The following is an 11,391-nucleotide window of genomic DNA, read 5'->3' as shown; positions in this document are numbered from 1 at the left end:
GCCTCGACGAAGCCGTAGATGTGCAGTTCCCGGTCCAGGTCCCCGCGGAGGTGGCGGCGAAGCGCTGAGCACGGTGGCCGCCTCGACACCGGCACAGAGCGCCCCCGAAGGCGAACGAAGCAAAAAAAGGGCGGTCAGCTCTGGGCGGCCGCGGTCCGTAGAGCGATACGGTCCTCGCCCGCGTACACGTTCATGGAGCTGCCGCGCAGGAAGCCCACCAGGGTCAGGCCGGTCTCCGCCGCCAGGTCGACGGCGAGCGAGGACGGGGCGGAGACCGCCGCGAGGAGGGGGATGCCCGCCATGACCGCCTTCTGGGCGAGTTCGAACGAGGCCCGTCCGGAGACCAGCAGGATCGTGCGGGACAGGGGGAGATCCCCGTTCTGCAGGGCACGGCCGACCAGTTTGTCCACGGCGTTGTGCCGGCCGACGTCCTCCCGGATGTCGAGCAGCTCACCCTCCTCGGTGAACAGGGCCGCCGCGTGCAGGCCCCCGGTCCGGTCGAAGACCCGCTGGGCCGCCCGCAGCCGGTCGGGGAGGCTCGCGAGCAGCTCGGGGTCGACCCGGACCGGGGGAGTGTCGGCTATCGGCCAGCGGGCCGTCGTACGGACCGCGTCGAGGCTCGCCTTGCCGCACAGGCCGCAGGACGAGGTGGTGTAGACGTTCCGTTCCAGGGTGATGTCGGGGATCCGCACGCCCGGGGTGGTCCGCACGTCCACCACGTTGTACGTGTTCGAGCCGTCGGCCGTGGCGCCCGCGCAGTACACGATGTTCTGCAGGTCCGCCTGCTCGGCGAGCACACCCTCGCTGACCAGGAAGCCCGCGGCCAGGGCGAAGTCGTCGCCGGGGGTGCGCATGGTGATCGCGAGCGGTTTGCCGTTCAGCCGGATCTCCAGCGGTTCCTCGGCGACCAGGGTGTCGGGGCGGGAGGAGACCGCCCCGTCGCGGATGCGGATCACCTTGCGTCGTTCCGTGACTCGTCCCATGTGTGCCTCAGTCCCGGTTCTGTACGTGCTGGTAGCCGAAGCGGCCCTTGATGCAGAGGTTGCCGTGGGTCACCGGGTTGTCGTGCGGGGAGGTGACCTTCACGATCTCATTGTCCTGCACGTGGAGCGTGAGGTTGCAGCCCACTCCGCAGTACGCGCACACGGTGGTCGTCTCGCTCTGCTTCGTCTCGTCCCACGTACCCGCCGCGCGCATGTCGAACTCCGACTTGAAGGACAGCGCGCCGGTCGGACACACCTCGATGCAGTTTCCGCAGTACACACAGGCCGAGTCGGTGAGCGGGCCGTCATGCTCGACGGCGATACGGGCGTCGAAACCGCGTCCGGAAACAGAGATCGCGAAGGTGTTCTGCCACTGGTCGCCGCAGGCGTCGACGCACTTGTAGCAGAGGATGCACTTGTCGTAGTCGCGTACGTACAGATCGTTGTCGACCCGCGGTTCCTCGTCGAGGCGGGCCGCGTCCGGGCCGAACCGGTCCGGCTTCGCCTCGTACTCCTTGATCCATCCGCCGACCCGCGGAGTCGTCGACAGGTCGACCGAGGAGGCCAGTAGTTCGAGGACGACCTTGCGGCTGTGCCGGGCGCGCTCGGTGTCCGTGCGGACGACCATCCCGGGCTCGGCCCTGCGCGAGCAGGCCGGTACCAGCGTCCGGGAGCCCTCGACCTCGACGACGCACACCCGGCAGGCGTTCTTCGGGCGCAGGGTGTCGCCCTGGCACAGGGTCGGCACGTCCCTCCCGGCCGCCCGGCACGCGTCGAGGACGGTCGAGCCCTCCGGGACCCGGACCTCGTGACCGTCCAGGGTGAACTCCAGCAGCCGTCGCGGAATCCCCAGCGGTGTCACGGTCATTCGTACGCCCCCAGACGGTCGATGGCGGATTCCACGGCGTTCCACGCGGTCTGGCCCAGGCCGCAGATCGAGGCGTCCCGCATCGCGCGGCCGACCTCCCTGAGCAGGGCGATGTCATCGGCGGCGGCCGCACCCGTCCGCGCCACGATCCGGTGCAGCGCCTCCTGCTGCCGTACGGTCCCCACCCGGCACGGCACGCACTGCCCGCACGACTCGTCGCGGAAGAACTCGGCGATGCGCAGCAGCAGCCGGGGCAGCGGCACGGTGTCGTCGAAGGCCATGACCACGCCCGAGCCGAGGGTGGTGCCCGCCTCCCGGGTGCCTTCGAAGGTGAGCGGGATGTCCAGTTCGTCCGGCCGTACGAAGCCGCCGGCCGCGCCGCCGAGCAGCACCGCCCGCAGCCGGTCCCGTACGCCTGCCTCTGCGAGGAGGTCGCCGAGTGTGGCGCCGAAGGGCAGTTCGTAGATCCCGGGCCGTTCCACGCTGCCGGACACGCAGAAGAGCTTGGGGCCGGTGGAGCTCTCGGTGCCGATCGCCGCGTAAGCGGGTGCGCCCATGGTCAGGACGGGGAGTACGTTGATCAGCGTCTCGACGTTGTTCTCGACCGTGGGCTTTCCGAACAGTCCCTTCTCGACGGGGAACGGCGGCTTGGAGCGCGGCTCGCCCCGGTGGCCCTCGATGGAGTTGAACAGGGCCGTCTCCTCGCCGCAGACGTAGGCGCCCGCCCCGCGCCGGATCTCGATGTCGAAGGCATGGCCCTGGCCGAGGACGTCGTCGCCGAGGAAGCCACGCGCGCGTGCCTGGTCGATGGCGTGCCGGAGGCGGCGCAGCGCCCTCGGGTACTCGCCGCGCAGGTAGACGAACCCCTGGTGGGCGCCGGTGGCGTAGGCCGCCACGGTCATCGCCTCGACCAGCGCGTACGGATCGCCCTCCATGATCACGCGGTCCTTGAAGGTGCCCGGCTCCGACTCGTCGGCGTTGCACACCAGGTAGTGGGGGTGGTCGGGCCGGGACGCCGTGGCCTGCCATTTGCGGCCGGTGGGGAAGGCGGCGCCACCGCGCCCGACCAGGCCGGAGTCGGTGATCTCGCGGATCACCCCGGCGGGGCCGAGCTCGAAGGCCCGGCGCAGCGCGGTGTAGCCGCCGGCCGCCCGGTAGTCGTCCAGCGACGACGGGTCGACCGCACCGACGCGCTTCAGCAGGACGAGGTGGTCCCGACCCGCCTGCGGTACGGCCGTCGCGGCCGGCGGCTCCTGGGGTGCCGAGTCCGGCGCGCTCGCGGCGAGGACCGCCTCGCGCACGGTCGCCGGCGCCGACACCGCCGTACGCACCGGATCGCCGGCCTTGATCGCGAGCGCCGCCGGTGCCCGCTCGCACAGACCGAGGCAGGGACCGCGCTCGACGTGCACGCCGCTGCCGGGGCCGAGCCGCGCCTCGACACCGGCGCACAGGTCGGACGCCCCGGCCGCGGCGCACGCGAGGTCGGTGCAGACATGGAGGACGGTGGCGGGCCGCGGCCCGACCGAGAACAGGGCGTAGAACGTCGCGACGCCGTACGCCTCCGCCGGCGGCACGGTCAGCCGTCGGCACAGGTAGTCGAGGGCGCCCTCGCTGATCCAGCCGATCCGGTCGTTGATCGCGTGCAGCCCCGGCAGCAGCAGGTCACGGCGGTCCCGGGCCGCGCGCCCGCCGCGCGCCCACCTCAGGTCTGCGTCGGACCGGTCGGCGCCCTCCCAGGAGGACTCGGGAGGGCCCAGCAGGGCGTCCACGGCGGCCCGTTCGTCGTCCGTCGGCTTGCTGTCGCCGAAGTGCAGGTCCACTTGCGTCACCTCACGATGGTCGCGACGGGGAGCTTGTCGATCCGGATCGCCGAGGCCTTGAACTCCGCCGTCCCCGCGATCGGGCAATTGGCCTCGATGGTCAGCTGGTTGGTGTCCACCTCGTCGGGAAAGTGCATCGTCATGAAGGCGAGTCCGGGGCGCAGGGCCGTGTCGATCCACACCGGGGCGACCACCGCGCCGCGCCGCGAGGACACCCGCACCTCCTCGCCGACCACGACCCCGTACCGTTCGGCGTCCTCCGGGCACAGCTCGATGTACTCGCCGCGGCGGAGGGGAGAGGCGAAACCGCCGCTCTGCACACCGGTGTTGTAGGAGTCCAGGCGCCGGCCGGTCGTCAGCCGGATCGGGAACCGCTCGTCCGTGAGGTCGACGGGCGGGTCGTGCCGCACGATCCCGAAGGGCGCCGGCCTCCCGCGCTCGGCCGGGTCCTTCTCCCACAACCGGCCGTGCAGATACGTCGGTTCGAGGTGTTCGGTGCTCGGGCACGGCCACTGGATGCCCTGGTGGTCCTCCAGGCGTGCGTAGGTCATCCCGTAGTGGTCCGGCGAGACGGAGCGGAGTTCGTTCCACACGGCCTCGGCGTCCGCGTACTTCCAGTCGTGGCCGAGGCGGGCGGCCAGTTCGCAGATGATGTCGATGTCCTCGCGCGCCTCGCCGGGCGGGGTGACCGCACGCCGTACCCGCTGTACTCGCCGCTCGCTGTTGGTGGTCGTGCCGTCCGTCTCCGCCCAGCCGGCGGTGGCGGGGAGGACCACGTCCGCCAACTCGGCCGTCCTGGTGAGGAAGATGTCCTGCACGAGGAGGAAGTCCAGCCGGCGCAGGCGCCGTACGGCCTGCTCGCTGTCGGCCTCCGACTGGGCCGGGTTCTCGCCGATGCAGTAGACGGCCTTGAGCGAGCCCTCCTCCATCGCCTCGAACATCTCGGTGAGGTTGAGGCCGTAGTGGGGCTGGATCACGGTGTCCCAGGCGGACTCGAACCTGAGGCGCGCGTCGGGGTCGAGGATGTCCTGGAAGCCGGGCAGCCGGTTGGGGATGGCGCCCATGTCGCCGCCGCCCTGCACGTTGTTCTGGCCGCGCAGGGGCTGCAACCCGGCGCCGTACCGGCCTACTTGGCCGGTCAGCAGGGAGAGGTTGATCAGCGCGCGGACGTTGTCGGTGCCGTTGTGGTGCTCGGTGATGCCGAGGGTCCAGCACAGCTGGGCGCGCTCGGCGCGGGCGTAGGCGTGCGCCAACTCCCTTATGGCGCGGGCCGGTACGCCGGTCACCTTCTCGGCGAGGGAGAGTGTCCACGGCTCGACGAGCGCCCTGTACTCGTCGAAGCCGGTGGTCGCCCGTTCGATGAACGCCTCGTTGGCCAGGCCCGCGTGGATGATCTCGCGTCCGATCGCGTGCGCCATCGGGATGTCGGTGCCGACGTCGAGGCCGAGCCAGCTCTCCGCCCACTCGGCGGTGGAGGTGCGGCGCGGGTCGACGGCGTACATCCGGGCGCCGTTCCTGATGCCCTTGAGGACGTGCTGGAAGAAGATCGGGTGGGCGAAGCGGGCGTTGGAGCCCCACATCACGATGACGTCCGTGTGCTCGATCTCCTCGTACGACGACGTGCCGCCGCCGGAGCCGAACGCGGCAAGGAGCCCGGCGACGCTCGGGGCGTGGCAGGTCCGGTTGCAGGAGTCGACGTTGTTGGTGCCCATGACGACCCGGGCGAACTTCTGCGCCACGTAGTTCATCTCGTTGGTGGCGCGGGCGCAGGAGAGCATGCCGAAGGCGTCGCGATCGCGCCGCAGGCCGCGGGCGGCGCGGTCCAGGGCCTCCTCCCAACTCGCCTGCCGCAAGGGCTCGTCGCGGGAGTCGCGGACGAGGGGGTGGGTGAGGCGGGGGTAGGTCTTCGGCTGACGCTTCCTCATGCGGCGCTCCTCAGCGCGAGAAGGTCCGAGATGGCGTGCACGGTGCGCAGCGTGGGCACGTCGACGCCGGTGATCTCCGCCAGCTCGACGACGGCCGCGAGGAGGACGTCGAGTTCCAGCGGCTTTCCGCGCTCCAGGTCCTGGAGTGTGGAGGTGCGGTGGTCGCCGACGCGTTCGGCGCCGGCCAGCCGGCGTTCGATGGAGACGCCGACCTCGCAGCCGAGGGCCTCGGCGACGGAGAGGGTCTCGGCCATCATCGTCTCGATGACCCTGCGGGTGCCGCCGTGCCGACACATCTGCCGCATGGTGGCGCGGGCCAGCGCGCTGATCGGGTTGAAGGAGATGTTGCCGAGCAGCTTGAGCCAGATGTCGTTGCGCAGATCCGGTTCCACGGGGCACTTCAGGCCCCCGGCGACCATGGCCTCGCTGAAGTCCCGACAGCGCCCGGACCGGCTGCGGTCGGGCTCGCCGATCGAGAACCGGGTGCCTTCCAGGTGCCGTACGACACCTGGTCCTTCGAGCTCGGTGGCCGCGTAGACGACACAGCCGACGGCCCGTTCGGGGGCGAGCACCGCGCTGACCGCGCCGCCGGGGTCCACGCTCTCGACGCGGTGGCCGTCGTGGGGGCCGCCGTGGCGGTGGAAGTACCACCAGGGGATGCCGTTCTGGGCGGCGATCACCGCCGTGGTGTCGTGCAGAAGGGGCTCGATCAGCGGTCCGCACGCCGCGTACGAGGTGGCCTTCAGGCCCAGGAAGACATGGTCGACCGGGCCGATCTCGGCCGGGTCGTCGGTGGCGTGGACGCGCGCGGTGAAGTCGCCGCGCGGGCTGAGCACCCTGACCCCGTTCCGCCTCATGGCCGCCAAGTGGGGCCCACGGGCGACGAGTTGGACGTCGGTGCCCGCGCGATGGAGCGCGGCTCCGACATAGGCGCCGATCGCTCCGGCGCCGAGGACTGCGACTTTCATGACGAGGGAACTCCGTTCGGTCGAGGGATACCGCGGAGATGGCCGCACCGTCGAACTCTGTCGACTGAATATTGTCTACAGTATGGGAGTTGGGTCGACAAGGCCTCACGCAGGACCGTTCGGCGCTCCCCGCATACCGTTCATCGCATACGGTCGACGTGCCGCCTTCTCAACTCCCTTGGCACTGCCTACCGTTCGGGATCATGAGTCCCCCTGTCGCACCGGCCGGCTGGAGCCGCTGGCTGGTTCCCCCCGCCGCTCTCTCCGTCCATCTGTCCATCGGCCAGGCCTACGCCTGGAGCGTGTTCAAGCCGCCCCTCGAATCCTCGCTGGGCCTGAGCGGCACCGAGAGCGCGCTGCCCTTCCAGCTCGCCATCGTGATGCTCGGACTGTCCGCCGCGTTCGGCGGCACGCTGGTCGAGCGCAACGGACCGCGGTGGGCGATGACGGTGGCCCTGGTCTGCTTCTCCTCCGGCTTCCTGATCTCCGCCCTCGGCGCGGCCACCGAGCAGTACTGGCTGATCGTCCTCGGCTACGGCTTCGTCGGCGGCATCGGCCTCGGCATCGGCTACATCTCGCCGGTCTCCACCCTCATCAAGTGGTTCCCGGACCGGCCCGGCATGGCCACCGGCATCGCCATCATGGGCTTCGGCGGCGGCGCGCTGATCGCCTCGCCCTGGTCGACGCAGATGCTGGCGTCGTTCGGCGCCGGCAGCTCCGGCATCGCGCTCGCGTTCCTCGTGCACGGACTGTCGTACGCCGTCTTCATGTCTCTCGGTGTGCTGCTGGTGCGGGTGCCGCGCGGCGAGCGGCCGGTCGAGGGCGCGCCGAGCGTGCTCCAGGGGCCGCAGGTCTCCGCGGGCAGCGCCATCCGCACCCCGCAGTTCTGGCTCCTGTGGGTCGTGCTGTGCACGAACGTGACGGCCGGCATCGGCATCCTGGAGAAGGCCGCGCCGATGATCCAGGACTTCTTCAAGGACAGCTCGACCCCGGTGTCGGTGTCCGCCTCGGCGGGCTTCGTCGCCCTGCTCTCCGCCGCCAACATGGCGGGCCGCATCGGCTGGTCCTCCACCTCCGACCTGATCGGACGCAAGAACATCTACCGCGTCTACCTCGGCACCGGCGCGGCCATGTACGCGCTGATCGCGCTGTTCGGCGACTCCTCCAAGCCGCTGTTCGTGCTGTGCGCGATGGTGATCCTGTCCTTCTACGGCGGTGGGTTCGCGACCGTCCCCGCCTATCTGAAGGACCTCTTCGGGACCTATCAGGTCGGTGCCATCCACGGCCGGCTGCTCACCGCCTGGTCGCTGGCGGGCGTCCTCGGACCGCTGATCGTCAACTGGATCGCCGACCACCAGAAGGGCGCCGGCAAGAGCGGCTCCTCCCTGTACGAGCTCTCCTTCATCATCATGATCGGCCTGCTGGTCGTCGGCTTCGTCGCCAACGAACTGGTCCGGCCGGTCGACGCCCGTCATCACATCCCCACTCCGAAGGAGGAGACCGTCGATGTCGAACGACAGCAGCCAGAGTCCGCCTGACCGGCGCCCGCTGATCGCCTTCGCCTGGCTGTGGGTGGGGGCGCCGCTCGTGTACGGCCTCTACGAACTCGTACAGAAGGCGACGAAGCTGTTCACCGGGTGACTGTTCGGCAGGTGTTCGGGCGTCCGAAGGTCTGACAGAAGCCGACAACCCGGACGCCCGATTCCTGTCGGCTGTCGTGCCGTCGTACCCGCGAGTCACTGATCAGACTGGTGGATCCCGCAACCCAGGGCAACGAGGGGGACCACCCAATGAACGGCTCGCGCATCGCCGCCGTCGGCCACTACCAGCCCGCCAAGGTGCTCACCAACGAGGATCTGGCGGGCATGGTCGACACCAGTGACGAGTGGATCACGTCCCGGGTGGGCATCCGCACACGCCACATCGCCGGACCGGACGAGCCCGTCGACGAACTCGCCGCGCACGCCGCCGCCAAGGCCCTCGCGGCGGCCGGCCTCACGCCCGGCGACATCGACCTGGTCCTGGTCGCTACGTCCACGGCCATCGACCGCTCGCCCAACATGGCCGCCCGGGTCGCCGCCCGTCTCGCCATCCCCTCGCCCGCGGCGATGGACATCAACGTCGTGTGCGCGGGATTCACCCACGCGCTGGCGACGGCCGACCACGCGGTCCGCGCGGGCGGATCCACCCGGGCCCTGGTCATCGGCGCCGACAAGATGTCCGAGGTGACGGACTGGAGCGACCGTACGACCTGTGTGCTCGTCGGCGACGGGGCGGGGGCCGCCGTGGTCGAGGCGTCCGAGGACTCCGCCATCGGGCCGGTGCTGTGGGGCTCGGTGCCCGAGATGGGACACGCCGTGCGGATCGAGGGCACGCCCCCGCGGTTCGCCCAGGAGGGGCAGAGCGTCTACCGCTGGGCCACCACCCAGCTGCCGGCCATCGCCCGCAAGGCCTGCGAGCGCGCCGGCCTGGAGCCCGCCGACCTCGCCGCCGTCGTGCTGCACCAGGCCAACCTTCGCATCATCGAACCCCTCGCCCAGAAGATCGGCGCCGTCAACGCCGTCGTCGCGCGGGACGTCGTGGAGTCCGGCAACACCTCGGCGGGGAGCATCCCGCTCGCCTTCTCGAAGCTCGTCGAACAGGGCGCCCTCTCCACCGGCGACCCGGTCCTGCTGTTCGGCTTCGGCGGAAACCTGTCCTACGCCGGTCAGGTCGTCCGCTGCCCGTGACCTGCGGGGACGCCCGGGTGTGAGGCGGCCGATCCGCCGGCCGTCCGGCCGTTGTGCGCCGTAGACTGTAGACGAAAGACAATCCATACTGTCCTTCCGGCCGCAAGTTGCCCCGCGCTGCCCCAGGAGGGGGACCGATGTTGTCGACAGGACTGCCGCAGGGTGCGGTGCCCAAGCTCGAACGGCCCGGCCCGCTGCGCGACCGCGTCTACGAGGCACTGCTCGAACTCATCACCACCCGTGCCCTGCAACCCGGCCAGCATCTCGTCGAGAGCGAGCTCGCCGGCCACCTCGGAGTCTCCCGCCAGCCGGTGCGGGAGGCGCTGCAGCGGCTGAACACCGACGGCTGGGTCGATCTGCGGCCCGCCCAGGGCGCGTTCGTGCACGAGCCGACGGAGGAGGAGGCCGACCAGCTCCTCACGGTCCGTACGCTCCTGGAGGCCGAGGCGGCGAGACTGGCCGCGGCCAACGCGGGCAGCGCCGGGATCTCGGTGCTCGAGGAGCTCTGCGCGGAGGGCGAGAAGGCGGTCGCGGCGGACGACGTGGACGCGGCCGTCGCCATGAACGCCCGCTTCCACGCGAAGATCATGGAGCTGGCGGGCAACGCGGTCCTCGCGGAGCTCGCGGCCCAGGTGGACCGCCGGGTGCGCTGGTACTACACGCCGATCGCCCGCCAGCGCGGCCGGCAGTCCTGGATCGAGCACCGGGCGCTGATCGCCGCGGTCTCGGACCGGGACGAGCAGCGCGCCACCCAGCTGATGCGCGAACACACCGAGCACACCCGGCGGTCCTATCACGAGCGGACGACGGACTGAGGTCACGAGCGGGCGACGGACCGAGGTCACGAGCGGGCGACGGACTGAGACCCCTTCGCCGGGGCGCCGCACGACCGGGCCTCGACCGTCAGCATGACCACCAACACCCCCACCAGGGCGAGGAGTTCGGCGACCGCTGAGACCCGGATGCCGAACAGCGCGGTGGCCAGGGCCACCGGGGCGGCACTCGCGCGGAAGCGGACGGGGCGCAGGCGCAGCACAGCCCTGAACGCCACGTCCCCCACGAGGAAGAGCGCCACACCGCCCGCCAGCGCCAGCGCCGGGCCCGGGTGCAGATGCTCCGTGAGATGGCCGAGCGTCTTCTTCACGCCCGTCGCCAGGTAGGCGATGCCGAGCAGCATCGGCAGGAAGGCGTAGTAGTACGCGTTCATCGCCAGACGCCAGCGCTTCGGTGCCGGCGTCGCCCGGAACGCCGCCTCGGCGGCCTCCTCGTCGCGCACGAAGTACGCCCACCACAGCGCGACCGCGAGCGCCAGCGACAGGAACGCGCCGCCCAGCAGGCCCGCCGTGAGCGGCAGCCGGCCGATGCCGGTGCCGATCGCGATGACGGACTCGCCGAACGCGACGATCAGCAGCAGACCGTGGCGCTCCACGAAGTGCGCCGGGTCCAGACCGCCCAGCTGGACGCGCAGGACGGCCGCCGACCGCCGTCCGTCGGCCCTGCCCGGCCCGTGCTCGGCGAAGAACGGCGTCACGAACTGCAGGACGACCGCCAGCAGCCACAAGCCGTCCGCCGCGAGCCCGTGGAAGAAGCCCGCCGCCGTGACCGACAGGGCGGCCAGCGCGTTGGGGACGCCGTACCAGAGGGAGTCCCGGCCGTGGCTGCGGGTGTAGAGCGCGGTGTGCACGACCACGACCGCCAGGAAGCCGAGTCCGAAGACCACGCCGGTGTCGTCGAAGACACGCGGGACGGCTAGCGCGCAGACGAGGAACGCGCCCATGCCCAGCATCAGCAGCAGACGGCGGGAGGGGCGGTCCGGCGGCACCTGGTTGGTGAGGTACGCGTAGGCGCCGTACATCCAGAACAGCACCACGAAGATCAGCGCGACCCGGCCCGCCGTGGCGAACGTCAGGTCGCCGGCGAGCAGCACGGTGAGCTGGGTGAGAGTGAAGACGAAGACGAGGTCGAAGAAGAGTTCGAGGGTGGTGACCCTGCGACCCGTCTCCTCCTCCGGCGCGCTGTTCATGTGTGTTCCCCCTGGACCGGTGCTGACCAGATCGTAGGGGGCGGTCCGCAGGGGGGCGCGCGAGTTTCCCCGGCT

The 11,391-nt window shown here is 71.0% G+C and carries 10 protein-coding genes; 4 read left to right on the top strand and 6 right to left on the bottom strand.

The features are described 5' to 3' along the window. Positions 1 to 134 precede the first annotated feature (134 nt). Genes fdhD through ABZT17_RS22855 form a run of 5 tightly spaced genes read right to left on the bottom strand, consistent with a single transcriptional unit; the run spans position 135 to position 6,564 of the window. Positions 135 to 983 carry a formate dehydrogenase accessory sulfurtransferase FdhD gene (fdhD, locus tag ABZT17_RS22875; protein WP_356351407.1) on the bottom strand — a complete coding sequence of 283 codons (849 nt, stop codon included), beginning with the start codon at positions 981 to 983 and terminating at the stop codon, positions 135 to 137. A gap of 7 nt (positions 984 to 990) precedes the next feature. Continuing rightward, on the bottom strand, positions 991 to 1,851 hold the full coding sequence (locus tag ABZT17_RS22870) for a 2Fe-2S iron-sulfur cluster-binding protein (protein ID WP_356351406.1): 861 nt from the start codon (positions 1,849 to 1,851) through the stop codon (positions 991 to 993). Next, positions 1,848 to 3,671 (bottom strand): NADH-ubiquinone oxidoreductase-F iron-sulfur binding region domain-containing protein, encoded by a 1,824-nt coding sequence (locus tag ABZT17_RS22865; protein WP_356351413.1) that lies wholly within the window; start codon positions 3,669 to 3,671, stop codon positions 1,848 to 1,850. Before ABZT17_RS22865 ends, ABZT17_RS22870 begins: the two co-directional genes overlap by 4 nt. A gap of 5 nt (positions 3,672 to 3,676) precedes the next feature. Further along, positions 3,677 to 5,596 carry a molybdopterin-dependent oxidoreductase gene (locus tag ABZT17_RS22860; protein WP_356351405.1) on the bottom strand — a complete coding sequence of 640 codons (1,920 nt, stop codon included), beginning with the start codon at positions 5,594 to 5,596 and terminating at the stop codon, positions 3,677 to 3,679. Further along, positions 5,593 to 6,564, bottom strand: coding sequence for a 2-dehydropantoate 2-reductase (locus tag ABZT17_RS22855; RefSeq protein WP_356351404.1), 972 nt, complete (start codon positions 6,562 to 6,564; stop codon positions 5,593 to 5,595). The genes ABZT17_RS22860 and ABZT17_RS22855 overlap by 4 nt, the downstream gene beginning before the upstream one ends. A 203-nt stretch (positions 6,565 to 6,767) precedes the next feature. Here ABZT17_RS22855 and ABZT17_RS22850 point away from each other — a divergent pair, with 203 nt between their 5' ends. The 4 genes from ABZT17_RS22850 (at position 6,768) to ABZT17_RS22835 (ending at position 10,108) form a co-directional block, all read left to right on the top strand. After that, positions 6,768 to 8,102, top strand: coding sequence for an OFA family MFS transporter (locus tag ABZT17_RS22850; protein ID WP_356351403.1), 1,335 nt, complete (start codon positions 6,768 to 6,770; stop codon positions 8,100 to 8,102). After that, positions 8,071 to 8,205, top strand: coding sequence for a hypothetical protein (locus ABZT17_RS22845; protein ID WP_351576972.1), 135 nt, complete (start codon positions 8,071 to 8,073; stop codon positions 8,203 to 8,205). Before ABZT17_RS22850 ends, ABZT17_RS22845 begins: the two co-directional genes overlap by 32 nt. A gap of 149 nt (positions 8,206 to 8,354) precedes the next feature. Then, a complete protein-coding gene (locus tag ABZT17_RS22840) occupies positions 8,355 to 9,293 on the top strand; it encodes a beta-ketoacyl-ACP synthase III (RefSeq protein WP_356351401.1) in 939 nt (312 codons plus the stop codon). Positions 9,294 to 9,430: 137 nt separating this feature from the next. After that, the gene (locus tag ABZT17_RS22835; RefSeq protein ID WP_356351400.1) at positions 9,431 to 10,108 is read left to right on the top strand and encodes a GntR family transcriptional regulator; all 678 of its coding nucleotides are present in this window, start codon (positions 9,431 to 9,433) and stop codon (positions 10,106 to 10,108) included. A gap of 26 nt (positions 10,109 to 10,134) precedes the next feature. Here the strand turns inward: ABZT17_RS22835 and ABZT17_RS22830 are convergent, their stop codons facing one another. Then, a complete protein-coding gene (locus ABZT17_RS22830) occupies positions 10,135 to 11,316 on the bottom strand; it encodes a low temperature requirement protein A (protein ID WP_356351398.1) in 1,182 nt (393 codons plus the stop codon). Positions 11,317 to 11,391: the final 75 nt, after the last annotated feature.

The sequence above is a fragment of the Streptomyces sp. NPDC005648 genome (genome assembly GCF_040605395.1).
Classification (GTDB): domain Bacteria; phylum Actinomycetota; class Actinomycetes; order Streptomycetales; family Streptomycetaceae; genus Streptomyces.
This window is presented reverse-complemented; position numbering and strand designations above follow the sequence as displayed.

Excerpts from the sequence above, each read along its gene's own strand:
- fdhD (WP_356351407.1), bottom strand. The coding sequence starts at position 983 with ATGGGACGAGTCACGGAACGACGCAAGGTGATCCGCATCCGCGACGGG.
- ABZT17_RS22870 (WP_356351406.1), bottom strand. The coding sequence starts at position 1,851 with ATGACCGTGACACCGCTGGGGATTCCGCGACGGCTGCTGGAGTTCACC.
- ABZT17_RS22860 (WP_356351405.1), bottom strand. The coding sequence starts at position 5,596 with ATGAGGAAGCGTCAGCCGAAGACCTACCCCCGCCTCACCCACCCCCTC.
- ABZT17_RS22855 (WP_356351404.1), bottom strand. The coding sequence starts at position 6,564 with ATGAAAGTCGCAGTCCTCGGCGCCGGAGCGATCGGCGCCTATGTCGGA.
- ABZT17_RS22850 (WP_356351403.1), top strand. The coding sequence starts at position 6,768 with ATGAGTCCCCCTGTCGCACCGGCCGGCTGGAGCCGCTGGCTGGTTCCC.
- ABZT17_RS22845 (WP_351576972.1), top strand. The coding sequence starts at position 8,071 with ATGTCGAACGACAGCAGCCAGAGTCCGCCTGACCGGCGCCCGCTGATC.
- ABZT17_RS22840 (WP_356351401.1), top strand. The coding sequence starts at position 8,355 with ATGAACGGCTCGCGCATCGCCGCCGTCGGCCACTACCAGCCCGCCAAG.
- ABZT17_RS22835 (WP_356351400.1), top strand. The coding sequence starts at position 9,431 with ATGTTGTCGACAGGACTGCCGCAGGGTGCGGTGCCCAAGCTCGAACGG.
- ABZT17_RS22830 (WP_356351398.1), bottom strand. The coding sequence starts at position 11,316 with ATGAACAGCGCGCCGGAGGAGGAGACGGGTCGCAGGGTCACCACCCTC.